Below are 25410 nucleotides of genomic sequence, written 5' to 3' on the forward strand. Positions count from 1 at the left end.
TGCCGTCACTGGACGGCTTGTCCGACCTGCTGCTGCCGCTGGGCATTCTCGGTGGCAAGCCCGCGGCCGAGTCGATCGCCGCAGCGGAACAGGCGCTGGCCGAGGAAGTGGCGCTGATTGTGTTTCCGGCCGGCGCCGTCTCGCGTCTCGGCTGGCGCGGCGTGCGCGACGCGCGTTGGCGGCGCGGCTTCCTGCGCTTCGCCGAGAACGCGAACGCGCCGATCGTGCCGGTGCATGTCTCGGGCCGCAACTCGGCCTGGTTCTACGGGCTGTCGCGGCTCCGTCGCCGCTCGGTACGGCGATGCTGCCGCGCGAGATGTTCACGCGCGCCGCGGTCAACGCATCGAACTGCGCGTCGGCAAGCCGGTGACGCTGCTGCAGTTGCAGGCATGTGCCGCCGACAGCGCCGGTTTTGACCACACTGGTGCGCGCAGGTACCGAGGCACCCCGCACGCGGTCGCGACCTGCTGCCGACCCGACCCACGCCGATCCTGCATGCACCGAAACTGCGCGATCAGATCGTATCGACCTATGTCGCCTGGAAGAACTCGGTCGCACACCGGACGGCAAGCGCATTCCGGTGCCGGGCGGCTCGATCCGGACCGGCCGCTGATGCGAGATTGCAATGTCTGCGCGAGTTCACCTTCCGCGCGGTGGGCGAGGGCAGTAGCGGCAAGCGTCTCGATCTCGATCGCTACGACGCGCACTATGACCAGCTTGTGCTGTGGGACGAGCGGCTTGAAGTCGCCGGCGTGCAGGTATCGCGTCGGTCGCTGCGCGCCGATCCTGAGCCAGCGCGGCATCTCCCGGCCTGTACACCGCCAGCCTGTTCGACTTCTCGCCCGGAGCTGATGGCGCAGCTCGACGACGCGATGGAATCCCGGGCGCAGCTTCGTGCAGCCGAAGTACTGGGGCTCGCAGCCTGGATCACCTGTCGCTCGGGATCGGCGCCCATCTGCGCGCGCATCCGGAAATCCGCCGCCTGTTCTAGCCGGTTTCGATCAGTGCCGAGTTGTCGCCGCGCGCCCGCGCCCTGCTGGTCGCCTACTACCAGCGCTTTCATGGCGAGGCGCGCCGGCTGGCGTCGTCGCATCGGCCCTGCGCGGTCGATGCGGTCGCGTCGCTGTTCGACGACCTGATGCCGATGCGGCGATGCGCGTGTTGCGCGACGGACCTCGCCGAGGCTGGCGCGCGCGTGCCGACGCTGTACAAGCAATACACCGAACTCTCAGAACCGGCGGCGCGCTTCCTCGCCTTTGGTACCGACCCGGATTTCCGCCAGCGTGGTCGATGGCCTGATCCTGGTCGATCTGGATCTGGTGACCGCGAAGAATGGCGCGTTACCTGGAGCCGCCGGCTGGCGGCCGCAACGTGCCTGGCCGGAGTCGCGGCATGAACAAGTTAGTCGTGGCACTGCGCCCGGCACTGCGTGCAGCGTGTTCCTCTCCGATCTGCACCTCGGTTCGCCGCACCGCCACGCCGGAAGCGCGTACCGGGTTTCTGGAAACCGTGCGATGCGATCGGCTCACTGGTCGGCGACGTGTTCGACCTGCATTGGTTGGTTGCGTCGGCGCGCGGCCTGGTCGGCGGCGCACACGCAGGTGCTCGACGCCCTGCAACGGCTGCTGCGCCGTGGCGTCGACGTCGTTCACATCCCCGGCAACCACGATGGTCCCTTGCGTCGCTGGTGCGGACTGGCGCTGCCGGGCGTGCGCATGCGCCGGCGTGCGGTGCACCACCGCGGACGGGCGCCGCCTGCTCGTCACCCATGGCGACGAGTTCCTGGACGAGGTGGTGCTCTGGCGGCGCCGGCGATCGGCCGGGCGAGTGGCTGCACGAACGCATCCTGCTCGGCGGCAATCGTCGCTGGAACTGCGGTGAGCACGCTTCGGCTATCGCTACTTCTCGCTCGCGGGGCTTTCGGGCGGCAGAGCAGCGGTGCCGAGCGCTACATCGCGCGCTTTCGCGCGGCCGTCCTCGCCGACGTGCGACGGCGCGGTCTCGATGGCGTGGTCTGCGGCCACATCCACCGGCCGGAACTGCGCGAGATCGACGGGCTGGTGTACGCCAACGACGGCGATCGGGTCGAAGCCCGACCGCGCTGACCGAGTCCCGCGACGGCACGCTGGCCTGCGCCAGATCGGAATCGCCGGGCAGGTCGAAGTCGAACTGGCGCCGCCGCGCTGGATCGACGCGGGCGGCGTGAGCCCCTATTCGAAGCCGTTGGCGAAGATCAGTCCGATCGAAGCCGAGATGCTGATCGTCCAGTCGCGGGTGAAGATATCACCGCCAGCTATGCTCGTGGGCAGGTGCCGGTGGTGTCGGTCACGCGCAGGCGCAGCGTGCGTGGCCGAAGTGGCGGTGGCCTGATTGAACACGCGGGCTGCCGCCGGTGGCGCCCGGATCCGACGCCATCGAGCAGCCATTGCCGCGTCACCGAGCCGAGCGTGGGCACCAGCACCGGCGCTGACGCTGAGACTGTCGCCGGCGGTGTAGGCCACCGAGCCCGATGAGGGCGGCGATTCGGTTCCGGGTTCGATCAGGTCGATGCCGGCCGCCGGCGCGCCGAAGCCGCCGCCATACAGGCGCTTGACGTAGCCGCCGCGCAGACCGGGCAGAAGGTGCTGCCGAGCGAACGCATCAGGCACATCGAATACGTCGGCCGATACATGCCGGTGGTGAGGTAGCGTGCGCCTCGAACAGGCCGTGCACGGCGGTGCCCGGCGGCGTCGGAATCGGGATTGCTGGCGTCAGCAGCGGCGCCCACTTGATCAGCGCCGGCGTGGTCTGGTTGGTGACATTGGCTTCGCAGGGCGGTGAGGTGATGTCACTGCAGGCCGGGAAGCCGGGTAGGCCGAGGTGTATTCGTCGGCGAGCTTGGGGAAGCTGTGGCCGTATTCGTGGATCACCACCAGCGGCCCCGAGGCATTCGCCGAAGTCACCGCATTAGCCGCCGCCGGCGCCGCCGTACACGCTGTCGTTCACGGTCACCAGGATGTGGTCCCAGTTCGCGTATGCAGCGGTTGCCGCCGGGGTCTTGCTGGAACTGGTCGTCAGCAGGCGGTGGATGTTGCTGGTGCAGAAGCGCGCGTCGAGCGCGGTGTCGCTGAACTGGCTGGCAAACGGATCAGTGCTGGCGGCACTGTCGGCGCAGCAGGCGAGGGTGCCGCATCCGGCCCGGTAGGGCGGATGGTCGGCGCCGGACTGGTTCGAGGTAACGAAGCCGGCGGTCCAGTTCACCAGGTTGGCGTAGTCCTCGTAGGGACTGACATTGAACATCGCGTCGTAGAGGTTCTGCGCATGGGTGGCGAAGGTCGCGGGTTTGCGCTGCGGTGTAGCCATCGCCAAGCACCAGAATGTCGACGCGGTTGGCGGGTGGGCCGGTGTTCGGCGCACGTTGCAGTTTCGACCTGGTAAGCCGATGCCGGCGAGCGGCAGTCGCGCCGCATCGCGCGCCAGCGCTTCGAGATCGAACACGCGGCCATCGTCCAGTTCGATCGCATCGGCCGCGGCCACCGGCAGGCGCAGCAGGAAACTGTTCTCGGTCGTCGCCGGCAGCGGCCGCATTTCGAGGTGCAGGTCGTTGTAAACGCTGGGATCGCGCGCGAACTCGGCGCGCAGCAGCGGACGTTCGACGCGGCGCTTCGGCACCGGCCACGCCGGCGCGCAGCGGTCGGTAACCCAGTTCGGCGGCATCGTCGCTCGGTTCCGGTGCGGCCGGCGGCGCGCGCTCGACGCGCGCGTAGAACACCGGTTGCGCGGGTTGTCCCGGCTCGCCGGCGAACACGATGTAGTGGGTCGATTCAGCGCCGACGCCGGCGCTGAACAGCGTGCCCAGGACGATGCCGGCAATGCCGGCGATGCGCAGGTTCATGGCGCAGGCTCCTCTCGGTCGGGAGCCCAAGCGTACCCGGAGGATCAGAGCAGCGAAACGCCGGTCTTCTCGCGCAGTTCCTCGACGCTGACGCCCGGTGCGGTCTCGACCAGCTTCAAGCCCTGCGGTGTCACGTCCATCACCGCGAGTTCCGTGATGATGCGATTGACCACGCCGACGCCGGTCAGCGGCAGCGTGCACTGCGGCAGGATCTTGTGTTCGCCGCCCTTGGCGGTGTGTTCCATCAGCACGACCACGCGCTTCACGCCCGCGACCAGATCCATCGCGCCGCCCATGCCCTTGACCATCTTGCCCGGCACCATCCAGTTGGCGAGGTCGCCCTGGTGCGTCACCTGCATCGCGCCGAGGATGGCGAGATCGATGTGGCCGCCGCGGATCATCGCGAACGAATCATGGCTGCCGAAGTAACTGGCGCCTTCGCGCGCGGTGACGGTCTGCTTGCCGGCGTTGATCAGGTCGGCATCGACTTCAGCCTCGGTCGGGAACGGGCCGATGCCGAGCAGGCCGTTTTCGCTCTGCAGCCACACGTCCATGCCCTCGGGAATGAAGTTCGCGACCAGCGTCGGCAGGCCGATACCGAGGTTCATACGCGCCGTCGGAAAGTTCTTTCCGCGGCGCGCTGCGCCATTTCATCGCGGGTCCAGGGCATGTCGATTCCTCATGGTTTGTTGGGCCAATGTGCATGTGCGAGGAGCGCGTCCTCCGGAGTTCGTCGCCGTACATGCGCTTTGCGAACGCGAATCGCCGTTCGATCGCTGACAGGTCCGGCGGCAACGATGCGTCGATGATCGAGCGCGCGACCTCGAACATCTCGGCGGCAGCCAGCATTCTCTCTTCCGGACTCATCGCGAGATGCCTGGCATGCACCATTGCCGCGATCGCGGGACTGGTGTCGATCACGCCCATGCCGCCTCCAGTGCAACGGCGACGCCGAGTCGCGGCGCCCAACGATGCAGATACTCGCGGTCGACATCGCCCTGCGCCAGTGCCCGCACATCGCGGCGCTGCAGTTCCGAGTTGCTTTCCAGCGCCCATACGAGCTTGGACAGGATGAGGTCTTCGCGACTCGCGATCCAGAGATCGACGGTGCCGAATCGGACTGCATGGCGGCGCGCGACCTTCGCGACGATAGTCGTCGTTCTTGCGCACGATCAGATCGACCTTGATGGCGCTGTCGAGGTGCATCAGGTTGAACATGCGTTGCTGCGCAACGGCAGCACGAGCATCATCGCAATCGAGGTAGAAATCGGCGGCGAAGGCGTTCAATAGCGTCGGCACCTGGTCTGCCGACAAGGCGACGACAAGGTCAAGATCGCGCGTCATTCTCGGCGTGGTGTAGAACGCCATCGCGAACGAACCGGTCAGCATGTAGTCGATGCCGGCTTGCCGCAGGCGCTCGTCGACGATGCGCAGCACGTCAAGTTCGTTGAGCATGCTGCGTCGCTCCGCTCAACCTGCCCGCACCGTGCGCTGTTCGATGCGTTTCTCCGGCGTCGCATTCAACACGATGCGGTCGACGTAGATGCCGGGCAGGTGGACGTGGTCGGGATCGATCGCGCCGGTCTCGACGATCTGTTCGACCTCGGCGACGCAGACCTTTCCCGCCATCGCGCAGGCCGGGTTGAAGTTGCGCGCGGTCCTGCGGAACACCAGGTTGCCGCTGCGGTCCGCCTTCCAGGCCTTGACCAGCGCGACGTCGGCCTTGAGCGCGGTTTCGAGCACGTACCAGTGGCCGTCGGGGAACTGCCGCGTTTCCTTGCCGTCAGCGACGATGGTGCCGTAACCGGTGCGGGTGAAGAACGCGGGAATGCCGGCGCCGCCGGCGCGCAGGCGCTCGGCCAGCGTGCCTTGCGGGTTGAACTCGAGTTCGAGTTCGCCGGAAAGGTACTGGCGCTCGAACTCCTTGTTCTCGCCGACGTAGGACGAAATCATCTTGCGGATCTGCCGCGTGCTGAGCAGTTGCCCGAGCCCGAAGCCATCGACGCCGGCGTTGTTCGAGATCGCGGTCAGGCCCTTGACGCCGGAGTCGCGCACTGCCGCGATCAGCGCCTCGGGAATGCCGCACAGGCCGAAGCCGCCGACCGCGAGCGTCTGGCCATCCGCAACCAGATCACGCAGCGCCGTGGCCGCATCCGGATACACCTTCGATTTGCCGCGCGTGGGCGCAGCCTGCGTCGCTTCCGACATCGCATCCTCCGTCTTGAGGGTGCGATCTTACCCGCTTGCCCGCGATCCCAGCCGTACCTTCGGGCAGGGGCGGACGCACGAAACAAAAGGCCCGGCACATCGCCAGGTGGCGCCGTGCCGGGCCTCGAAGCCAAGATCAGTACTTGTATTCGAGCGACAGCCAGATCTTGTCGGCGTCGGTCGAGTAGCCGTCGGCGTCGTAGCTGGCGAACTTGGCCATCGCGGTGAAGCGGGTCAGGAACGGGTAGCTGAGCGAGGCGTCCCACTCCGAGCCGTAGTCGGCATGGCCGTGGTCGGCTTCGTACTGGTGGTAGGAAGCGACCCACTGCAGCTTGCCGATCGGACCGTTGAACGCGACATAGGTGTCGACCAGACCGTTCACCGGCGTGGTCAGGAACTTGTCGGCCCAGCCGTTGAAGGCGTGCAGGGTCGCGAACGGAGTCTGGAAGCCGTAGTGGCCATCGCCGCCGAGCTGTTCGCGGCCAAACTTGCCGGTGTAGGCGCCGCGCGACGCGCCGAGTTCGGTCAGGTAGTAGTCGGCATCGATGATGTCTGCGCCGTTGCGCCAGTCACCCTGCTGCGCGAACTCCAGCGCGTACACCAGCTTCCACGGTTCGGACAGCGGCTGCGCACCAGCGAAGCGAACGCCCAGCGTTTTGTTCGAGGTCAGCGGCAAATCGGCGTTGTCGACTAGGTAGCCGTAGGCGGTGAGGGTGCCGGAGGCGTAGGTCTGCGAAGCGTTCAGCAGGTGCCCGGCGACGTTGTATTCGGCCGACAGCGGGTTCGGATGTTGGTTGCCGAAGATACGATGCACGTCATCGATGAAGCTGTAGCGGAACATGCCGCTCGTGCCGATCTTCTGGTTCAGCGTGAACGCGTCGTAGGTCTGCTCGTTCTGACGCCAGCCGACGTTGCCGATGAAGCGGGCGTTGTCGAGGATGATGCGCTGGCGTCCGGCGATGAACTGCGTGCCCTTGCCGGAATCCCAGGCCACGTAAGCCTGGTTCCACTCGCTGTCCTCCGGATCGACGACCACCGGATACTGGGTGCGGCCATTGCCGGTCGAGTTATAGCTCTCGTCGAGGGCGCGCACGTCTTCTAGTTCGGCGAACAGGGTGAAGCCGTGCCACGGGGCGGTCTTGTAGCCGAGGCGATTGCGCAGGGTCACGGCGCTGGCGTCGCGGACGATGGCGTCGTCGTCCACACCTTCATAGCGGATACGCGAATCGAGGTTGAACTTGCCGCCGATCAGCGCGTCGCCCAGGGAGGCGGATTCTTCGGCTTGAACGCAAGCAGCGGCCATGGCCAGCGGCAGCAGGGCCAGTCGGAAAGTACGCATGGTGGAATCCTCAAGTTTGAAACGGTTCGGCTTGCGCCTTTCCTGAAGCGCGTCGCGACGCGACTCAGGAAAGGCGACCGCGCGTTCTTCCCCTCCCCCTTGCGGGAGAGGGGAGAACAGCAGTCATCCGATCAGTAGATGTCGTTCGCGGTGTTGAACACGTTGAACTTGCCGGTCGGCGTGATCAGGGTCGGTCCCTTGATCACCTTCTTCAGCTTCAGCGTCTTGTCGTTGATCACGACGATCGCCGATTCTTCCTTGGAGCCACTCCACACCGAGAACCACACTTCGTCGCCGGCCTGGTTGTATTCCGGCTGCACGACGCGCTTCGGGCCCGGGCCGAGCTTGGCCCACTCGGCGATCGGCAGCACCTTGTAGCCGGCGGCGAGGTTGTTGATGTCGAACACGGCGATGCTCTGGCTGGCCTTGGGGTCGGGGTTCAGCGTGGTGTCGACATAGAGGTGCGTCGACTTCGGATGGGTCTTGACGAACAGCGAACCGCCGCCCTGGCCCTTCAGCACTTCGACTGCCTTCCAGGCGTGATCCTTGTGGCCTTCCGGATCGGTGGCGATCAGCGTGATCTTCTCGTTGCCGAGCGCCGAGGTGGCCCAGACCGGACCGAAGGTCGGATGGTTGAAGTTGGCGCCGCGACCCGGATGCGGGATCTTGTCGGCGTCGACCAGCGCAACCATCTTGCGTTCCTTCGAGTCGACCACGGCGATCTTGTTCGACTGGTTCGCGGCGGTGATGAAGTAGCGGTGGGTGACATCCCAGCCGCCGTCATGCAGGAAGCGCGCGGCGTCGAGCGTGGTCACCGACAGGTTGTCGAGATCTTCGTAGTTCACCAGCAGGATGCGGCCGGTTTCCTTGACGTTGACGATGAACTCCGGGTGCTCGTGGCTGGCGACGATCGCCGCGACGCGCGGTTCCGGGTGATATTCCTGGGTATCGACGGTCATGCCGCGGGTCGAGACGATCTTCTTCGGCTCCAGCGTCGGACCGTCCATGATCACGAATTGCGGCGGCCAGTAGGCACCGGCGATCGCGAGCTTGTCTTCAAAGCCCTTGTACTTCGAGGTCTCGACCGAGCGTGCTTCCAGGCCGATCTTGATCTCGGCGACGATTGCCGGCGGATTCATCCACAGGTCGATCAGGTCGATCTTGGCGTCGCGGCCGATGGTGTAGGCATAACGGCGCGAGTGCGACGGACGCGTGATATGCACGGCGTAGCCGGTCTTCAGGGTGTTGACGATTTCCTTGGTGTCGCCGTCGATGATCGCGATTTCGCCGGCATCACGCAGGGTGACGACGAAGAAATTGTCGATGTTGCGGCTGTGCATCGGCTTGGTCGGGCGCTCCGATTCCGGAATCAGCACCTTCCAGCTCTCCTTCATCTCCTTCATGCCCCACTCCGGCGGTGCCGGCGGTTCGTGCTGGAGGAAGCGGGCCATGATGTCGACCTCAGCCGCGGTCAGCGCACCCGAGGTACCCCAGTTCGGCATGCCTGCGGGCGAGCCGAAGTTGATCAGCGCCTTCAGGTAGTCGGTGCCCTTGGCACGGGTGATGTCCGGGGTCAGCGGCTTGCCGGTGGCGCCCTTGCGCAGCACGCCGTGGCAACCGGCGCAACGCTCGAAGAAGATCTCGGTGGCGCGGTTGAACTCGGTCTCGGACAGCGAGGGCGCGCCCGGGCTGACGATCATCTTGACGTCCTTCGACTTCACCGACGACGGCGCGCCCTGATAGCCCTGCTCGCTCTGCTTGGTGCCGACGTGGCGTTCGCCCTGGGCCGGGTCGCTGCTGACCGCGAGGGTCTTGCGTGCCGCAGCCACGTCCTTCTTCGACACCACCTGGCCATTGTTGCCCCAGCTGGCGTAGATGAAGGTGACGATATTGGCGACCTCGTCATCGCTGAGGTGGCTCATCGCCGGCATCACGCCGTTGAACTTGTTGCCGTTGACGGTGATCTCGCCGCTGATGCCCTTGAGGATCGAGGCAACGACCATCTGCTTGTCGTTCTTGGTCAGGAAGTCGGAGCCGGCGAGCGGCGGGAAGGCGCCGGCCATGCCGGTGCCCTCGGGCTGATGGCAGGCTGCGCAATTGGCCAGGAAGGCGGCCTTGCCCGCTTCCAGGCCCTGCTTGGGCAGCCGCTCGTTGGCGACGTCATCCGCTGCAACCGCGCCGCTCAGAGCGAGCGCGAGCCACAGCAGGGGGGTGGTTTTACGCATGGCGTTCTCCTGGTTTTGATGAATCGGGGCGGCTGGTTCCCGCATGCGCGCAGGTTCCCTTGCGTGGGCTTATTGCACATTGACGTGGGTCAACTGGCGAACCGGTCCAAACTGACTTTGGTCAACAGGTTGCGGCCGGGTCGCGCGTAAGGTGCGCGCATCCCCTTGGAGCAACAAGAATGCGTCGCAATTCACTGGCTATCGCCATCACCCTAGTTTTCGCCCAGCCCGCGTTCGCCGCCGATCCGGCAGCGGCTGCCCAACCTCGCAGGATGCAGTCCGTGGTCGTGGTCGCAAGCCGCGTCGAACAGCCGGTCGGAGAGATCGCCGGCTCGGTCGCGCTGATCGAGCGCGAGCGCATCGAGACTCGCCTGATCCGCGACATCCGCGATCTCGCGCGTTACGACGCCAGCCTCAGCGTCAACGAGGACGCCAGCCGCTTCGGTGCCCAGGGCTTCGCGATCCGCGGACTTGAAGGCAACCGCGTCGCAGTCGAACTCGATGGCGTGCCGCTCGGCGACGGTTTCTCGGTCGGCAGCTTCTCGCGCGCCGGGCGCAATCTGGTCGATCCGGAATTGCTGGAGCGGGTCGAGTTCCTGCGCGGCCCGGCGTCGAGCCTGTACGGATCGGACGCACTCGCGGGCGTAGTTGCCATGCGCACCCGTGACCCCGGCGATCTGCTGGCCGAAGGCAGCGGAGATGTCTTCGTCGGGTCGCGCATCAGCCACGATTCGCGCGACGCCTCGACCGCAGTGACCGCCTCGACCGCGACCGTGCTCGGCGGCTGGCAGATGCTGCTGAGCGCGAACCAGCGCCAGGAGCACGAGCGCGACAACCTGCCGCGCAGCGGCGGCCTGCAATCGAACCCGGCCGAGGGCGACGAACGCTTCGTGCTGGCCAAGTTGATCCACGATGACATCGTTCCCGGTCGCCTGAGCTTCGGCTTCGATGGCTACCGTGCCGAAGTCGAGACCGATGTGCGTTCCTTGGTCAATGGCCCCGGCCAGTACGCGAGCACCACCGCGATGCGGGCCGACGATCGCGAGACGCGCGGCCGCGCCTCGCTGGCCTGGAGCGGCGAGTCTGACGGCAGCGTGTTCAGCAGCTGGAACCTGATGAGCTACGTGCAGCGCTCCGAGATCGAGCAGGACACGCTGCAGGACCGCCGCGGCGCGACGCCGAGCGCAGCCGCCACCCGGCGCTTGCGCGAGTTCCGTTTCGACACGCAGCAAGTCGGTCTCGAAGGACTGGTCGCCGGCGAGGCGCAGGCCGGCGCGCTCGCGCACCGCTACGTGCTCGGCTTCGACTTCGCGCGCACTGCGCTGGAAGAATCGCGCAACGGTTCGGAGACCAATCTGGCGACCGGTGTCAGCTCTCCGGTGATCCTCGGCGAACGTCTGCCGGTGCGCGACTTCCCGGATCTGACGGTGCAGGAACTCGGCGTCTATGCGCAGGACGAGATCGGTTTCGGCGAGCGCTGGTTCCTGATCCCGGCGCTGCGTCTGGACCGCTATCGCACCGATGCCGATCCCGACGCGATGTGGCTGTCCGACAACCCGAGCACTGCGGTCGTGGACAGCACCGAACACAGTGTCACGCCGAAACTTGGCCTGCGCTATGCCGCGAGCGAGTCGCTCGGCCTGTTCGCGCAATACGCGCGTGGCTTCCGCGCGCCGCCGTTCTCCGACGTCAACATCGGCCTCAACATCCCCGCCTTCGGCTACAGCGCCATTCCGAACCCCGACCTGCGCCCCGAGCGCAGCCACGGCTTCGAGCTCGGCGCGCGCTGGTCGGGCGAGCAGGCGAACGCCGAGATCGCGCTGTACGACAACCGCTACCGCGATCTGATCGAGTCGCGCGTCAATCTCGGCCGCGATCCGCAGAGTGGCCTGCTGGTGTTCCAGTCGCAGAATCGCGATCGCGCGCGCATCCATGGCGTCGAGTTGTCCGGCGATGCCAGCCTGGCCGCGCTCGGGCTCGACGCCTACAGCACGACCTGGTCGGCGAGCTGGGCGAAGGGCGAGGACACCGAGCGCAATCTGCCGCTGAACACGATCGATCCGGCGCGCCTGGTGCTCGGCCTTGCGCGCGAAAACGGCGATGGTCGCCACCGTGTCGAGCTGCTCGGTCGCTTCGCGGCGGCCAAGGACGATCTCGACACGTCGCGCGGCGAGTTGTTTGCGACGCCGGGCTACGGCGCGTTCGACCTGTTCTGGCACTTTGATGCGACCGACTGGATGCGCGTCGATGCCGGCATCAGCAATCTCGGCGACCGACGTTACTGGCAGTGGATCTCGGTGCGCGGATTCGCGCCGGACGCGCGCGAGGTCGACCTGGCGACGCAGTCCGGGCGATCGTTCATGGTCTCGTTCCGGATCGGGGGTTGATCGGGCGCGATGTGATTGGGTCGCGATGATGAATCGCGCCGTTGTGATGGTGAAGCGGTGACGAATCGCGCGGTTGTGATTGGGCCGCGGTGATGGATCGCACCGTTGTGGGTGTGTCGCGGTGATGGATCGCGCCGTTGTGGGCGTGTCGCGGTGATGAATCGCGCCGTTGTGGGTGTGTCGCGGTGATGGATCGCGCCGTTGCCGGCGCTCCTACAAACGGCCTCGACGCCGCGCGCTGTTTGTAGGAGCGCCGGCAACGGCGCGATGCTCTTACGCCGGCAACGGCGCGATGCTCTTACGCCGGCAACGGCGCGATGCTCTTACGCCGGCCACGGCGCGATGCTCTTACGCCGGCCACGGCGCGATGTTCTTGAATCGGAAACGCGTTCAACGAACCAACAACACACCCGCGAACGCGACCAGCATCGCGATGTGGCTTGGCAGCAGGTGCAGCCCGAAGCTGCGGCCGCCGGCGACGAAGGCGATGGTGGTCTTGCTGATGGTGTTGGTGGCGAAGCCGATCAGCACGCCGATGCCGGCCACACCGGGATCGACCTGGCCGGCGTTGAACACCTGCGCGATCGAGGCCGCGGAGGCGTGCGCATCGGCAAAGCCGGACACGCCAGCCGCGGCCAGCGCGCCGGCGTCGCCGAACCAGTGCTGCAGGATCGCCGAAGTCAGCAGGATCGCCGAGACCAGGGCCACGAACAGCAACGCATGGGTCGGATGGAACGGTCGGCCCTTGAGCGGTTCGATGCCATTGCGCCCGTCGCGCCAGGCGGCGAGGCCGGAGAAGCTGGCGGCGACCAGCGTGGCCAGGCCAGCGGCGGCCAGCGGCCAGACCAGCGCCTGCAGCAGTGGCCGCGACAGTGCGCCGAGCACCAGCGCCAACTGCAGGATGGTGGCGACGTTCGCCAGGGTCGCTGCGGCGACGCAGGAAGGCCGCTGTTCCGGCTGCGCGCGCGCGCGCGCAGGGATCCGAGCGCGCGCTGGGCAACATAGCCGAGCGCGTTGATCGACATCACCAGCACCACCAGCCGCCACAGCCGGTGCGGATTGAAGACTTGCCACGGGTCGATGGCACGGTCCGGCAGCAGCGGCAGCACGATCAGCGCCGAGGCGATCAGCAGCAGGCCATCGTGCAGTTCCTGTGGCGTCAGCACCTCGCGCGTGAACGCGTGCAGACGCGACTTCAGCGCCAGAATCAGCGCCACCCCCACGCCGAGCCCGGCCGCCAGTTCGCGCTGCGACATCGCCAGCACGCCGAGCAGGAAGGCGACGAACATTGCCACTTCGGTGGTCAGGCCGGGGTCGGCCTCGCGCGAGCGGTGGTAGCTGAGCAGCGCGGCGAGACCGACGAAGGCGCCGGCGATGGCGATCAGGGCGGTGCCCATCAGCGTGCTGACGGCGCCTGCGAGCGAAATCAGGGCGAAGGTACGCACCCCCGCAACGATGTGCGCCGGGTCTTCGCCCTTGCGCTGTTCGCGTTCGACCCCGATCAGCAGCCCGACGCCGAGCGCGACCGCAAGGCCGATCAGCAGGTCAGGTTCGTTGGCTTCGATCGACATGGCGCGAGCCTGCGCAATTCGCGACGATCGCGCAAGTCGTGCCTGCGCCGCTCAGCGCAGCGATGCTGCGAATGGCCCAGCCCAGTGGTGGGCGCGGGCGATGGCCACGATCAGCCCGAAGCAGCCGAGCGCCAGCAGCAGCGCGATGATGCGTCCGCGCTGCGTGCGGCCACGCTTGAGCGCGTAGCTGCCGGTCACGATGTAGGCGACGAGCAGCAGCACCTTGGCGGTCAGCCAGGCGTGCACGAACGGGTACTGCCCGAGCAGCGCCGACAGGGTGAGCGCCGCGGCCAGCAGCACCGTATCGATGAGCACGCTCGGGTAGCGCAGCGCCTTGTGCTGGACATAGGGCGAGCGCACCAGCATCAAGCCGGCGCGCAACACGAACAACGCAAACGACAGCACCACGGCGTGCACGTGCAGCGCCTTGATCAGGGCGTAGTGGCTGGCCATGGGGGTGCATGCCGGGTCGGGGGCGCGCAGGCTATCCGCACCCGGTCCGCGCGCACAAGCCGACTCGGCCCAGTCGAGCCGGGCACCATCGCCACTCAAAGCAACATGCGCGTGCCCAGTTCAACCACCTGGTTGGCGGGCAGGGCGAAGTAGGAGCCGGCGTCGTCGGCTTGGCGGCTCATCGCCGAGTACAGCTGCGAGCGCCATGCCGGCAGGCGGCCCGGGCCGTCGCCGATGGTGGAGCGGGCGACGACGTAGGTGACGGCGATGTCATTGCCCATGCCAAGCGCGGGGTCGATGTCGCGCAGCGCCTTCGGCAGGTCGGGCTCTTCGCGGAAGCCGAAGCGTACGCGCACGTCGTGCATGTTCTGCCCGAGTGCGTTGACCTGCAGTCGTTGCGTCGCCGCCGCGTAGGGCGTTTCGAGGAACTCGATATGCACGAACAGCACGGTCTCGTGCAGCACCTTGAAGTGTTTCAGGCCGTGCAGCAGCGCGCTTGGCACGCGGCCCGGATCGGAGTTCAGGTACACCGCGGTGCCAGGCACGCGGGTCACCCCGGAGGTCAGGGCCATGCCGCAACCTGCGAGCGGCAGGTCGAGGCGTGCGCGTTCCTCGGCGACCAGGCTGCTGCCACGGCGCCAGGTCGTCAGCAGCAGGAAGATCAGTGCGCCGAGTGCGATGGGGAACCAGCCGCCGTGCAGGAACTTCATCGCATTCGATGCGAAGAACACGATCTCGAGCAGCAGCACCGCGGCGAGGAAGGCGATCAGCACGAAACGCCGACGCTGCTCGCGCTGGGCGGCGATGGCTGCGGTCAGCAGGGTGGTCACGATCATCGTGCCGGAGACGGCGATGCCGTAGGCCGCGGCCAACGCACTCGAGGAGCCGAAGCTCGCGACCAGCAGCACGACCCCGACCAGCATCAGCCAGTTCACCGCCGGCACGTAGATCTGGCCGCGTTCGGTGTCGGAAGTATGCAGCAGCCGGATCCGCGGCAGGTAGCCGAGGCGCGAAGCCTGCAGCGTGATCGAATACGCGCCCGAAATCGTCGCCTGCGAGGCGATCACGGTCGCGGCCGAGGCGAGCGCGATCAGCGGCCACAGGAACCAGTCGGGCGCGAGCGCATAGAACGGATTCGCGGCCGCGGCCGGATCGCGGATGACCAGTGCGCCCTGGCCGAAATAGTTGAGCAGCAGGGCTGGGCAGACCAGGCCGTACCAGGCGACACGCACCGGCCAGGCGCCGAAGTGCCCCATGTCGGCGTACAGCGCCTCGCCGCCGGTCAGTGCGAGGAACACCGCGCTCATCAGCACGAAGGCCGCTTGTGGCTGCTCGATCGCGAAGCGCAGCGCGTAACGGGGGTCGAGTGCGGCGAGCACCTGCGGTGTCTCGACGATGCTGAGCAGGCCGAGCACCGCGAGTGTCGCGAACCAGACCAGGGTGACCGGGCCGAACGATTTGCCGACGCGGCCGGTGCCATGGCGCTGGATCAGGAACAGCCCGATCAGGATGCCGATCGTGATCGGCAGCACCCAGTGCGACAACGCCGGCGCCGCAACGGCGACGCCTTCGATCGCCGACAGCACCGAGATCGCCGGGGTGATGATCGCGTCACCATAAAACAGCGCCGCCGCGAACACACCGAGCACGATCATGCCGGCCGCGAGCCGGGGATGCGCAGCGCTGGCACGATGCGCAAGAGCGGTCAGCGCGAGCACGCCGCCTTCGCCGTCGTTGTCGTGGCGCAGCACGATCCAGACGTACTTCAGCGAAATCACCAGCATCACCGCCCAGAACAGCGCGGACAGCGTGACCAACACGTGCTCCGGTGTGGCGCTGAGGCCATGCCCGGGCGTGAACGCTTCCTTGAACGCATACAGAGGGCTGGTGCCGATATCGCCGTAGACGATGCCGAGTGCGGCCAGCACCAGGGCGTGACGTGAGGATTTCATCGGGAGATCTCGCAGAATGATCAGGATTGCCAGCGGCAACCGACGCCGGTTTCGGTGAGCAGGTGGCGCGGTCGCGTCGGGTCGGCTTCGAGCTTGCGGCGCAGATGGCCGACGACGATGCGCACGTAGTGGTGCTGGTCGCGCGCGGCATCGCCCCACGCGTCGGCGAGCAGGCGCCGATAGGTCAGGACCTGGTCGGGATGGGCAGCGAGCAGCGACAGGACGCTGAACTCGATTGGGGTCAGGTGCACTGCCACACCGCCCCGGCTGACCCGACGCGCGGCGAAGTCGATGCGCAGTTCTCCGGCCACAAGGATCGGCGGCGTCGCATCGGCGCGCGCCCGCCGCGTCAGGGCCCGGATGCGCGCCAGCAGCTCGCCGCTCGCAAACGGCTTGGACAGATAGTCGTCGGCACCGGCATCGAGCGCAGCGATCTTGTCGCGTTCGAGATGACGGGCCGAGAGCACCAGTACCGGCAGCGTGCTGTAGCGACGCAACTCGCGCACGAAGTCGACGCCATCGCCATCGGGCAGGCCGAGGTCGAGCAGCAGCAGGTCGAAAGCCTGGTGCGACAGCTGATCGCGTGCTTCGCTCAGGTCGGACGCGCACTGCACGCCGATGTGCGACGCTGCCAGGCATTCGGCGAGCAGACGACGGATCGCGAAATCGTCCTCGACGATCAGCGCCTGGACACTTCGTGGCGTGTTCATGGTCCAGCCTCGGGCAGGCCCGGCATCGCCTCCGCGGGTAACGGCAGGGTGATCGTGACTTCGGCCATGCCGTCGCGGTTGCCGAGGCTGATGCCGCCGCCGTGCGCATCGATTACGGCCTTGCACACGGCGAGCCCGATGCCGAAGCCCGGGGAACGGTCGCCGTGGTCGCCGCGCGCGAATGCGTCGAGCAAACTGTCCGCGCCCGCCGGGAAGCGCGAGCCGGAGTTGCCGATGCGCAGGCACACGTGGGCGCTGTCGCTCGCTGCGGCGATGCGGATGCGCTGCGCGGAGCCGCCTTGCTTGATCGCGTTGTCGACCAGGTTCGCGAGCACGCGTTCGCACATCAGCACATCGAGCTGCAGCCAGGGCAGGTCGGGGGCGACCTCGACCTCGATGGCGTCCAGGCCGCGCAGCGAGCCCAGCGACGCCAAGGCGGCGCCGACCAGTTCCTCCAGTGCAACCCACTCGCGCTGCAGCAGCGCGCCCGGGCTGCGCAGGCGGGCGAGATCGAGCAGGCTCTCGCACAGCCGATTGGCGCGCAGGGCTTCTTCGCACAGGGCTTCGGCCGCGGTCGCGCCCTCGCCAATCAGGGTTTCGCGCAGCGCGTCGGCGCGCGCGTAGAGCACGGTCAGCGGCGTGCGCAGGTCGTGCGACAGCGAGGCGAGCAGTGTGTTGCGCAGACGCTCCGACTCGATTTCGACCTGGGTGCGCGCGGCCACATCCAGGTAATGCAGGCGCTCCAGTGCCGCCGCCATCAAGCCGGCGACGACGGCGAGGGTTTCCTCTCGCGCACTGGCCGCGGCCGCCGGCAGCGCCGGCAGCGCGGTTTCGAGCACGCCGCGCTGGCGGGTCGCACCGAGCAGGGGCTGCAGGTTGCGCAGCGGGCGATCGCTGTCGCCGCCGCCGAACTGTGCGGCCTGTCCGATCGCTTCGACGGAACGCAGGGCGGCGTCGACGCCGGGCTCGGTACGCGTCAGGTCGGTATGCCGTTGTTCTTCCGGCGGGTGGAAACGCACCACCGCGTCGAACTCGCGACGCAGGAAGGCGTCGACGACCGCGATGACCTGTTCGCGGCGCAGCGTCGCGCTGAGCGCGGCGGCGAGCTGGTACAGCGCGCGCTGGCGGTGTTCGCCATCGGCATGGGCGAGCTTGCTGGCGCGCAGGTGCCCGCTGATCTGCGACACCAGCAGCGCGACCACCAGCATCACCGCGAACACGACCAGGTACTCGGCGTCATGCACCGTGAACGAGCCGCGCGGCGGCACGAAGCCGACGTCGAACACGGCGACGCTGACCACGCTCGCCAGCACCGCCGGACCGCGCCCGAAGCGCGCCGCGATGATCGCGACCAGCAACAACAGCAGCATCGCGACATTGACCAGCGCGATGCGATCGTGCCACGGCAGCAGGGCTGCGCTCGCCGCGGCGCACATCAGCAACGCCGCCAGGAACGGATGCCGGTCGTACCAGGCACCGTGCGGTGTGAGTGACGCGGAAACGGGTGGCAACGGGCTCGACATGCGCGCAGTGTCGCGCAGCCGCCATAAAAATCGTGGAAAGGCGCGTGTGGCTCGGGCTCAGCGCTGCAACACGCAGCGCGCCAGGTGTTTCAGACGATCGACGTTGGTGATCGCGACTTCGCGCTTGTCCACTTCGATCAGCCCATCGTCCTGGAAGCGACGCAGTACCCGGCTTACCGTCTCCGGCGCCAGGCGCAGGTAGTTGGCGATGTCGGCGCGCGGCATCATCAGGTGCAGGCGCGTGGCCGAATAGCCGCGGTCGGCGAAGCGCTCCGAGAGGTTGAGCAGGAACGCCGCCAGGCGCTCGTCGGCGCTGTAGTCGCCACCGAGCAGTGCGGCATTGACGATGTCCTTGCTCATCAGCTTGAACAGGGTTTCCTGGATGCCGGGCAGGCGCGTGGCCAGGATGCTCAGTTGCGGGAACGAAAAACGACACAGCGTGACGGTGTCGAGCGCGATCGCGTCACAGGGATAGCGCGCGCTGTACAAACCGTTGAGGCCGATCAGCTCGCCCGGCAGGAAGAAGCCGAGGATCTGCTCGCGCCCCTGTTCATCGATGCGGCGAGTCTTGACCATGCCGGCGCGCACCGCATAGATCGCGGCAAACGGCTCGCCGTAGCGGAACGCTTCTTCGCCGGCGTGGATCGGCGCGGTGTGCTCGACCAGGCAGTGCAACTCTTCGAGCGCACGCTTGTCGTAGCCGCCGACCATGCACACGCGGCCGAACGCGCAGGTGCTACAGAAACGCTGGTCGTCGCCATCGCCCGGGTCCTGCGGGCTCGGCCAGCGCAGGATGTTGCCCGGCGCACTCATGGCCTACACCACGCGCGAGAACTTGTGCGGCACGACCTGCGACTGGTGCAGATGACGGTCGAAACACATGGCGACGACGCGCATGAGCAGACGCCCGCGCGCGGTGATTTCGATGCAGTCCGGTTTGAGGTTGACGAGTCCATCGGCGGCCAGGGGGGCAAGACGCGTCAATTCTGACGCGAAATACTCGTCGAATACGAGATCATGGCGCCTGCCGAAGGTATTTTTTACCAGTCGGCAGTGGCACATCAGACTCTGGATGGCGTCGGCGATGATGCGGTCCTGGGCGGTCATTTCGTAGCCGCGCACGATCGGCAACTGGCCGGCGAGCAGCGGCGTGTAGTAGGCCGGCAGGTCCTTGGCGTTCTGCACGTAGGCATGGCCGATCTTGCCGATCGAGCTCATGCCGAGCCCGATCAGGTCGCACTCGGCGCGGGTTGAATAGCCCTGGAAGTTGCGGTGCAGCCCGCCGCGCTCCTGCGCCAGCACCAGTTCGTCGTCGGGCAGGGCGAAGTGGTCCATGCCGATGTAGACGTAGCCGGCGCCACACAGCTTGTCGATCGCGAGTTCGAGCAGGCCGAGCTTCTCCTCGGCGCTCGGCAGATCCTCGGCGCGGATCTGGTTCTGCGCCTTGAAGTGGTTCGGCAGGTGCGCATAGCTGTAGGTGGCGATGCGGTCCGGGCGCATGCCGATGACGGTATCGAGGGTTTGCCCGAAGGCGCGCTGGTTCTGCCGCGGCAGGCCGTAGATCAGATCGACATTGGTCGAGCGCATGCCGTTGCTGCGTGCCGCTTCGATCAGGGCGGCGGTCTGTTCGACCGACTGGATGCGGTTGACCGCCTTCTGCACGTCGGCGTCGAAGTCCTGGATGCCGAGGCTGATGCGGTTGATGCCGGCTGCGGCGATGTCGGCCACCAGTTGGGCGTCGGCGTGGCGTGGGTCGAGTTCCACTGAATACTCGCGGCTGGCCTCGGGGTCGAAGCTGAACGCGGACTCGAGCCGCGCCATGACCGCGAGAATGCCCTCGGAACCAAGGAATTCGGGGTGCCGCCGCCAAAATGGATCTGGGTGAGCAGGCGATCACGGTCGAACAGTTTGGCCTGCAGGTCGATCCGGAGTCCGAGGCGTTCGATGTATTCGCGACCACGCTCGGGATTGCGCGCGATGATGCGCGTGCAGCCGCAGTAGTAGCAGGCGCTGTGGCAGAACGGCACGTACGTAGACCGACAGTGGGCTCGGCACCGGGTCGTCGTTGGAAGCGCGGGCATGACGGCGATAGTCGGCTGCGCCAAAGCGCGCGTCGAAATGCGGCGCGGTCGGGTACGAGGTGTAGCGCGGACCCGGGCCGTCATAACGGCGCAGCAGGTCGTGGTCGAAAACCGGCAAGACGGACAAAGGCACCTCCGCGAATGCCGCAAGCCTAAGCACTCCGCGGCAAAGGCGTTTTGATCCGGGTCAAGTAAGCACCTTGCCCCGCCTTGGCTGCAGCCCGTTGCGGCGCCGCGCCGATGCGGCTGTAATGCGCGGCTTGCAATGCGATCCGGAGTGGAAACATGGCTGTGCTGCGCTTTTCCGATCTCGACGTGCACGGGCGTCGCGTGCTGATCCGCCAGGATCTGAACGTGCCGGTCGAGGACGGACGCGTCACCTCCGACCAGCGCATCGTCGCGTCGATCCCGACCCTGAAGATGGCGCTGAAGAAGGGTGCGGCGGTGATGGTGATGTCGCACCTCGGTCGCCCCAAGGAGGGGCAGTGGAGCGAGGCCGATTCGCTGGCGCTGGTTGCGAAGCGCCTGTCCGAACTGCTGGGCATGGACGTGCCGCTGCTGCGCGACTGGATCGATGGCGTGAGCGTGCAGCCCGGGCAGCTGGTGTTGCTTGAAAACTGCCGCATGAATGTCGGCGAGGCCAAGGACGACGAGGCACTGTCGCGCAAGTACGCGGCGCTGTGCGACGTGTTCGTGATGGACGCGTTCGGCACCGCGCATCGTGCCCAGGCCTCGACCCACGGCGTCATCCGCTTCGCGCACACGGCTTGCGCCGGCCCGCTGCTGAGCGCGGAACTCGATGCATTGGCCAAGGCGCTCGAACATCCGGCGCGGCCGCTGCTCGCGATCGTCGCCGGCTCCAGGTTTCGACCAAGCTCGAACTGCTGGCCAGCCTGATCAACAAGGTCGATCAGTTGATCGTCGGCGGCGGCATTGCCAACACCTTCCTTGCCGCCAGCGGCTACCCGGTCGGCAAGTCGCTGTACGGAACCCGACCTGGTCGATACCGCGAAACAGATCATGGCCGCTGCCAAGGCGCGTGGCACCGAGATCCCGTTGCCGGTCGATGTCGTGGTCGCGCCCGAGTTCAGTGCGTTGGCACCGGCGACGGTGAAGCGCGTCGACGAAGTCGCGGCCGACGACATGATCCTCGACATCGGGCCGGAGACTGCCAAGGCCTATGCCGCGCGCATCCTGCAGGTCGGCACCGTGGTCTGGAACGGCCCGGTCGGCGTGTTCGAGTTCGACGCCTTCGGCCATGGCACCGAGGCGCTGGCCAAGTCGATCGCCGCCTCGACCGCATTCTCGATCGCCGGTGGCGGCGACACCCTCGCCGCGATCGACAAGTACGGCGTGGTCGACCAGGTCAGCTACATCTCGACCGGCGGCGGAGCCTTCCTCGAATCCTCGAGGGCAAGGAGCTGCCGGCAGTGACCGCGTTGAAGGCGCGCGGCGTGAGCGGGCCGCTGGTCTGGCGCGCGCTGCTGGCTGGCGCCGGCTTCAATGTCGCGATCTCGCTGCTGATGAGTTTCGGCAGCGGATTCCTGTTCGGCCTGGTCGATGCGTCGTGGTTCGCCCTGCTGAGTTTCGTGCTGCGCGTGGTTTCGGCGCTGGCCGATATCGGCAGCGGCGGCATCGCCGGCTACATCGCCAATCGCGACGGGCCGCTGCATGGCGCGCTGGCCTCACTGGGCGCCTCGCTGCTGATGCTGCCGATCAGCTGGATGCGCATGTGGCTGGCGACGTCGAGCCTCAGTTTCGCGTTCAACACCGGCTACTGGATCGACTTTGGCCTGTGGACCGCGGTCGGCCTGGTACTGGCGGCGATTGCCGGCTTCCTCACGGTCGAACTGCGCCGTGCGCGCGGAGCCTGAGATGAAGCCGACCCTGTTCTTCGACCTCGACGGCACCCTGATCGACTCCGGCCGACGCCATCACCCGTTGCGTCGCCTACGCCTTCGAACGTATCGGTGAACCACTGCCGGATGCGGCCGAGCTGCGCCGCTGGCTGGGGCCGCCGCTGCGCGACGACAGTTTCCGCTCGGTGCTGCACGACGATGAACGCATCGAGCGCGCGATCGGCTTCTATCGCGAACGCTTCGATGCCGTCGGTTTCACCGAGCACCGCCTCTACGACGGCATTGGCGCGGCGATCGAGGCCCTGTCCGATCGCGGCCATCGGGTTGCAGTGGTGACCGCGAAGAACGAACCGCACGCGCGCCGCATCGTCGCCGGCTTCGACTTCGCCCATCACTTCGACACCATCGTCGGCGCCACCCTCGATGGCCGTGTCAGCCACAAGCCCGAGTTGATCGGCGAAGCCATGGCGCGGCTGGCATTGCACGCACACGAATGCGTGATGATCGGCGACCGTCACCTCGACATCGACGGCGCCCGCCACCACGGTATGCGCGCCATCGGCGTGTTGTGGGGTTTTGGCACCCGAGAGGAACTGGCGCATGCCGATGCATTGGTCGATACGCCTGCTCATCTGATCAACGCGATGTAGCAGCGGCGGTTTTCCGCGACCGTCGCCTGGATGCGGTGGCGCGCTATTCAAACCCATCCGCGAACACCGCGGTGGACGTTGTTGACGCAGGCAGCACCAACAGGTTGGCGGAGCGGCCGGGACGCTGGTCAGGGTCAGGGTGGTGCCATTGATGCTGCCATTGCCGGCCTGCGCGAAACGCTGGAAGGCATCGAAGCGATACAGCTGCCAGTTGCCGCTCATGGTGCCGGAGAGGTTGATGCTGATGTCGCGCGGTGCGGTGGCGCGGTTGATCAGCACGATGCGCAGCGCCTGTCCGGGCTGGTCGATGGCGTAGGCGCCGAGCTCCGTGCCATTGCTCGCGGTGGCGGGGATGCTGTCGCCGAGCACGCGCGTGTTCGCGCCGTCGTAGTCGAGGAACATGCGGAAGGCGTCCTCGCTCAACGAGCCGGTCTCCGGCGCGACCCAGCGCGTGGCCACATCGACGCCTTCGCGCCCGAAGATGGCCAGGGCTTCGGCCTGCGCCAGCGCACCGCTCGGGCCTTCGTCCGGTCCCCACTCTGTACTCGGTGAGGGCGATGTCGAGACCGGGGCAGCGCGCGTCGATCCATTCGCGCAGGCGCGGGATCAGCCGCACCTCGTCATCGACCCAGGACTCCGAGGTATAGGCGGGTCGTACAGCTCGCGCAGCGAGCGCAGGCGCTGCGCCGCGAGTCCGCGGGCAGTTCCGAGTTCGAACTGCCGCCCCAAGCCGCAGACATTGCCCCGCGGATAGAAGTGCACGTCGAGCGCATCGACCAGACGCAAGCCGCCGTGTGCGGTGGCGTAGTCGCAGACCTGCTTCACGTACCACTCGACGAAGGGCAGGCCGCCATGGGCCTGGCGGTCGGGACCGTCGATGCAGCTGACGCCGCACGGCGGCATCGGCCGCCGGAGCTGAACAGGTCGCACCAGCCCCAGGTCACCGGCCCGAGCACCTTCGCGGCCGGTCTGGCCTGCTTGATCGCGAGCGCGACATCGCGGCCGCGCGTCCAGACCTCGTCGTGGTCGGCGGCACCGGGTGCACGTCGCGGTGGGTCGAGTTCCACAGCATCGGCTCGTTGTCGAGCGCATACCGGCGCACCACGCCCATCCGCTGCGCCGGGCGCGTCGCCAGGTGCGTGATCCAGTTGCCGATCCTCGGTGTTGGTCAGCGCACCGAAGTGTCCGCGATGTCGTTGTTGATGATCGGCCCGTTATTGCAATATCCGGTGTTGTTGACGACGTTCTGGCACTCGCCGTTGCCGCGGCGTCGGCGCTGCACCAGCCGGGTGGACTGCCGCCGAAGTAGGAGCATTCGTTCTGGTCCTGCGGGCCGTACCGGCGATCGAGGACGACTAGCGGCTGATGCGGTCGCCGATCGGCTTGAGGCCGATGGTCGGAATGCTCACGATCGCCTGACCACCGTTCGCGCGCGTGGTCGCGACAATCGTTCAGGGTCGAATTGCCCGGCAGTCCGCTGCTGCCGGAGCCGTCGGCGATGTTCTGCCAGAACCAGTCGAACGCAGTGTTGGGGCGGACTGCCAGTTGCAACGGGTGGTGCTGTTGCCGCCGGGCGGCGCAGGGGAAAGCGCAGATCGACGTGCTGGGCGTCGTCGCCGAAGTTCGCCATAGATATCCGGGGCGAATCAGAGCGCCGCGGTCCGGTCAGGTTCACCGACACCGACAGCGGGCTGGCAGCTGAGCGGCGTGCCACGCGCGTTGAACTGGAGGTCGTCGGGGGCCAACGTGCCCTGGTTGCCGCCGGTGGTAGTCCATCACAACAGACCGTCTGAAGGCGCCGTGCGTGAGCGTTGTGGTGGCGTCGAAGGCGGTCACCAGACGCCACTGATTGGCGACCACGTTGCCGCCGCTGATGCTGTGTCGTTGAGGTCGAACGCGGCGACATTGAGGACCGCTATCAGGTCAGGTAGATGCTGACCTGCTGCCCGCCGGTGCTGCCGCCGTGCACCCAGCGCGTCAGTGACTGGTAATCGGTGAAGCGATGCTTCTCGGTCTGGTTGACCAGTGACGACGCCGCCCCACGGTTGTCTGGCTCCATGCGGATCGAATCCATGGCCGCATGCACCGGACTGGTGTTGGCGAGGTTGTGCGTGGTTCAGCTCCAGTCCCTGCAGCCGGGCGCGCGGCGCGTCGGCGTACCAGACGAGGTTCTGCGCGAGGCCTGGCAGCGGCTAACCCAGGAGCAACAGCAGAAGGCAGCGAAAGCGCGATCAGGACTCGGAAGTGCGGGTGATGCTAGCCAGTACGTCAATTTCCTCTGCGGACGCGTCATGGAGCTGAGGAGAGCGCCTTGAAACGCGACCCGGCCCCTTTAACAGGCAGCGGTCTCAATTGATCGCCGGAAGGCTTCCCCGCCATGAACGCCGGAAACCGCCCCCGCCACGCGAAACCCGCCGCTATGAAGCCGAAGTCGAGCAGGTCCGAAACTGGTCACCCATTCGCCTTTACTCGCGCGAAGGAGATCTTCCTGCGCGAGCTGGTCCGAACGCCTCCGATGCGCTCGACAAGTTGCGCTTCGAGGCGATCGCCGTATCCGGCGCTTGCCGCCGGCGACAGC

At 67.1% G+C, this 25410-nt stretch carries 23 protein-coding genes and 4 pseudogenes; 8 read left to right on the forward strand and 19 right to left on the reverse strand.

Annotation, left to right across the window (positions count from 1 at the left end; all coding sequences use genetic code 11):
- The 3 genes from IPG63_17530 to IPG63_17540 form a co-directional block, all read left to right on the forward strand.
- Positions 1-416, forward strand: a 416-nt coding sequence (locus IPG63_17530; GenBank protein MBK6728988.1) for a hypothetical protein, incomplete at its 5' end; no start/stop codon positions are given.
- A gap of 48 nt (positions 417-464) precedes the next feature.
- Positions 465-1139 carry a GNAT family N-acetyltransferase gene (locus IPG63_17535; protein ID MBK6728989.1) on the forward strand — a complete coding sequence of 225 codons (675 nt, stop codon included), beginning with the start codon at positions 465-467 and terminating at the stop codon, positions 1137-1139.
- A gap of 375 nt (positions 1140-1514) precedes the next feature.
- Positions 1515-2105, forward strand: coding sequence for a hypothetical protein (locus IPG63_17540; protein MBK6728990.1), 591 nt, complete (start codon positions 1515-1517; stop codon positions 2103-2105).
- Positions 2106-2210: 105 nt separating this feature from the next.
- Here the strand turns inward: IPG63_17540 and IPG63_17545 are convergent, their stop codons facing one another.
- From IPG63_17545 to IPG63_17565, 5 genes and pseudogenes are all read right to left on the reverse strand, one after another.
- Positions 2211-2648 (reverse strand): hypothetical protein, encoded by a 438-nt coding sequence (locus IPG63_17545; GenBank protein ID MBK6728991.1) that lies wholly within the window; start codon positions 2646-2648, stop codon positions 2211-2213.
- The gene (locus IPG63_17550) at positions 2540-2767 is read right to left on the reverse strand and encodes a hypothetical protein (protein ID MBK6728992.1); all 228 of its coding nucleotides are present in this window, start codon (positions 2765-2767) and stop codon (positions 2540-2542) included. The genes IPG63_17545 and IPG63_17550 overlap by 109 nt, the downstream gene beginning before the upstream one ends.
- Before the next feature lie 4 nt (positions 2768-2771).
- Complete coding sequence (locus IPG63_17555; protein MBK6728993.1) at positions 2772-2942, reverse strand: hypothetical protein; 171 nt, start codon at positions 2940-2942, stop codon at positions 2772-2774.
- Between the two features lie 4 nt (positions 2943-2946).
- Complete coding sequence (locus IPG63_17560) at positions 2947-3696, reverse strand: hypothetical protein (GenBank protein ID MBK6728994.1); 750 nt, start codon at positions 3694-3696, stop codon at positions 2947-2949.
- 222 nt (positions 3697-3918) lie between these two features.
- Positions 3919-4544 (reverse strand): annotated as a pseudogene (locus IPG63_17565) (CoA transferase subunit B).
- Positions 4545-4912: 368 nt separating this feature from the next.
- On the opposite strand from IPG63_17565, the gene IPG63_17570 reads away from it, so the two are divergent.
- Positions 4913-5164 carry a hypothetical protein gene (locus tag IPG63_17570; protein MBK6728995.1) on the forward strand — a complete coding sequence of 84 codons (252 nt, stop codon included), beginning with the start codon at positions 4913-4915 and terminating at the stop codon, positions 5162-5164.
- Positions 5165-5344: 180 nt separating this feature from the next.
- Here the strand turns inward: IPG63_17570 and IPG63_17575 are convergent, their stop codons facing one another.
- From IPG63_17575 to IPG63_17585, 3 genes are all read right to left on the reverse strand, one after another.
- Entirely contained in the window at positions 5345-6082 is a 738-nt protein-coding gene (locus IPG63_17575; protein ID MBK6728996.1) for a CoA transferase subunit A, read from the reverse strand.
- Positions 6083-6218: 136 nt separating this feature from the next.
- Complete coding sequence (locus IPG63_17580; protein ID MBK6728997.1) at positions 6219-7421, reverse strand: alginate export family protein; 1203 nt, start codon at positions 7419-7421, stop codon at positions 6219-6221.
- A 131-nt stretch (positions 7422-7552) separates the two neighbouring features.
- Complete coding sequence (locus tag IPG63_17585; GenBank protein ID MBK6728998.1) at positions 7553-9646, reverse strand: c-type cytochrome; 2094 nt, start codon at positions 9644-9646, stop codon at positions 7553-7555.
- A gap of 179 nt (positions 9647-9825) precedes the next feature.
- Between IPG63_17585 and IPG63_17590 the strand changes: the two genes are divergently transcribed.
- Positions 9826-12033: a TonB-dependent hemoglobin/transferrin/lactoferrin family receptor gene (locus IPG63_17590; GenBank protein ID MBK6728999.1), complete on the forward strand. Its 2208-nt coding sequence runs from the start codon at positions 9826-9828 to the stop codon at positions 12031-12033.
- A gap of 390 nt (positions 12034-12423) precedes the next feature.
- On the opposite strand, the pseudogene IPG63_17595 reads toward IPG63_17590, so the two are convergent.
- The 7 genes and pseudogenes from IPG63_17595 to hemN all read right to left on the reverse strand — a co-directional run bounded on the left by IPG63_17595 (position 12424) and on the right by hemN (position 20456).
- Positions 12424-13604 (reverse strand): annotated as a pseudogene (locus IPG63_17595) (MgtC/SapB family protein).
- 51 nt (positions 13605-13655) lie between these two features.
- Positions 13656-14057, reverse strand: coding sequence for a SirB2 family protein (locus IPG63_17600; GenBank protein ID MBK6729000.1), 402 nt, complete (start codon positions 14055-14057; stop codon positions 13656-13658).
- 95 nt (positions 14058-14152) lie between these two features.
- On the reverse strand, positions 14153-16009 hold the full coding sequence (locus tag IPG63_17605; GenBank protein MBK6729001.1) for a potassium transporter Kup: 1857 nt from the start codon (positions 16007-16009) through the stop codon (positions 14153-14155).
- A gap of 20 nt (positions 16010-16029) precedes the next feature.
- The gene (locus IPG63_17610) at positions 16030-16719 is read right to left on the reverse strand and encodes a response regulator (protein ID MBK6729002.1); all 690 of its coding nucleotides are present in this window, start codon (positions 16717-16719) and stop codon (positions 16030-16032) included.
- On the reverse strand, positions 16716-18242 hold the full coding sequence (locus IPG63_17615; protein MBK6729003.1) for a DUF4118 domain-containing protein: 1527 nt from the start codon (positions 18240-18242) through the stop codon (positions 16716-16718). Before IPG63_17615 ends, IPG63_17610 begins: the two co-directional genes overlap by 4 nt.
- 57 nt (positions 18243-18299) lie before the next feature.
- Positions 18300-19055 (reverse strand): helix-turn-helix domain-containing protein, encoded by a 756-nt coding sequence (locus IPG63_17620; protein ID MBK6729004.1) that lies wholly within the window; start codon positions 19053-19055, stop codon positions 18300-18302.
- Between the two features lie 3 nt (positions 19056-19058).
- A pseudogene (hemN, locus tag IPG63_17625) lies at positions 19059-20456 on the reverse strand (oxygen-independent coproporphyrinogen III oxidase).
- Between the two features lie 152 nt (positions 20457-20608).
- On the opposite strand from hemN, the pseudogene IPG63_17630 reads away from it, so the two are divergent.
- The 3 genes and pseudogenes from IPG63_17630 to IPG63_17640 all read left to right on the forward strand — a co-directional run bounded on the left by IPG63_17630 (position 20609) and on the right by IPG63_17640 (position 23148).
- Positions 20609-22197: pseudogene (locus IPG63_17630) on the forward strand (phosphoglycerate kinase).
- A gap of 59 nt (positions 22198-22256) precedes the next feature.
- A complete protein-coding gene (locus IPG63_17635) occupies positions 22257-22832 on the forward strand; it encodes an HAD hydrolase-like protein (GenBank protein ID MBK6729005.1) in 576 nt (191 codons plus the stop codon).
- 151 nt (positions 22833-22983) lie between these two features.
- Entirely contained in the window at positions 22984-23148 is a 165-nt protein-coding gene (locus tag IPG63_17640; GenBank protein MBK6729006.1) for a hypothetical protein, read from the forward strand.
- Positions 23149-23438: 290 nt separating this feature from the next.
- Here the strand turns inward: IPG63_17640 and IPG63_17645 are convergent, their stop codons facing one another.
- The 4 genes from IPG63_17645 to IPG63_17660 all read right to left on the reverse strand — a co-directional run bounded on the left by IPG63_17645 (position 23439) and on the right by IPG63_17660 (position 24906).
- Positions 23439-23735 (reverse strand): hypothetical protein, encoded by a 297-nt coding sequence (locus IPG63_17645; protein MBK6729007.1) that lies wholly within the window; start codon positions 23733-23735, stop codon positions 23439-23441.
- On the reverse strand, positions 23654-23899 hold the full coding sequence (locus IPG63_17650) for a hypothetical protein (protein MBK6729008.1): 246 nt from the start codon (positions 23897-23899) through the stop codon (positions 23654-23656). The genes IPG63_17645 and IPG63_17650 overlap by 82 nt, the downstream gene beginning before the upstream one ends.
- A gap of 101 nt (positions 23900-24000) precedes the next feature.
- Positions 24001-24147 carry a hypothetical protein gene (locus IPG63_17655; GenBank protein MBK6729009.1) on the reverse strand — a complete coding sequence of 49 codons (147 nt, stop codon included), beginning with the start codon at positions 24145-24147 and terminating at the stop codon, positions 24001-24003.
- Between the two features lie 603 nt (positions 24148-24750).
- A complete protein-coding gene (locus tag IPG63_17660) occupies positions 24751-24906 on the reverse strand; it encodes a hypothetical protein (GenBank protein MBK6729010.1) in 156 nt (51 codons plus the stop codon).
- Positions 24907-25410: the final 504 nt, after the last annotated feature.

This window comes from Lysobacterales bacterium (genome assembly GCA_016703225.1).
In the GTDB taxonomy this organism is placed as follows: Bacteria; Pseudomonadota; Gammaproteobacteria; order Xanthomonadales; family Ahniellaceae; genus JADKHK01.

Bases quoted from the DNA above. Each gene is read 5' to 3' on its own strand.
- IPG63_17590 (MBK6728999.1), top strand. From the start codon at position 9,826: ATGCGTCGCAATTCACTGGCTATCGCCATCACCCTAGTTTTCGCCCAG.
- IPG63_17575 (MBK6728996.1), bottom strand. From the start codon at position 6,082: ATGTCGGAAGCGACGCAGGCTGCGCCCACGCGCGGCAAATCGAAGGTG.
- IPG63_17660 (MBK6729010.1), bottom strand. From the start codon at position 24,906: ATGGATTCGATCCGCATGGAGCCAGACAACCGTGGGGCGGCGTCGTCA.
- IPG63_17560 (MBK6728994.1), bottom strand. From the start codon at position 3,696: ATGCCGCCGAACTGGGTTACCGACCGCTGCGCGCCGGCGTGGCCGGTG.
- IPG63_17600 (MBK6729000.1), bottom strand. From the start codon at position 14,057: ATGGCCAGCCACTACGCCCTGATCAAGGCGCTGCACGTGCACGCCGTG.
- IPG63_17605 (MBK6729001.1), bottom strand. From the start codon at position 16,009: ATGAAATCCTCACGTCACGCCCTGGTGCTGGCCGCACTCGGCATCGTC.
- IPG63_17540 (MBK6728990.1), top strand. From the start codon at position 1,515: ATGCGATCGGCTCACTGGTCGGCGACGTGTTCGACCTGCATTGGTTGG.
- IPG63_17620 (MBK6729004.1), bottom strand. From the start codon at position 19,055: ATGAGTGCGCCGGGCAACATCCTGCGCTGGCCGAGCCCGCAGGACCCG.
- IPG63_17640 (MBK6729006.1), top strand. From the start codon at position 22,984: ATGCTGCCATTGCCGGCCTGCGCGAAACGCTGGAAGGCATCGAAGCGA.
- IPG63_17615 (MBK6729003.1), bottom strand. From the start codon at position 18,242: ATGTCGAGCCCGTTGCCACCCGTTTCCGCGTCACTCACACCGCACGGT.
- IPG63_17610 (MBK6729002.1), bottom strand. From the start codon at position 16,719: ATGAACACGCCACGAAGTGTCCAGGCGCTGATCGTCGAGGACGATTTC.
- IPG63_17655 (MBK6729009.1), bottom strand. From the start codon at position 24,147: ATGCTCCTACTTCGGCGGCAGTCCACCCGGCTGGTGCAGCGCCGACGC.
- IPG63_17645 (MBK6729007.1), bottom strand. From the start codon at position 23,735: ATGCCGCCGTGCGGCGTCAGCTGCATCGACGGTCCCGACCGCCAGGCC.
- IPG63_17580 (MBK6728997.1), bottom strand. From the start codon at position 7,421: ATGCGTACTTTCCGACTGGCCCTGCTGCCGCTGGCCATGGCCGCTGCT.
- IPG63_17585 (MBK6728998.1), bottom strand. From the start codon at position 9,646: ATGCGTAAAACCACCCCCCTGCTGTGGCTCGCGCTCGCTCTGAGCGGC.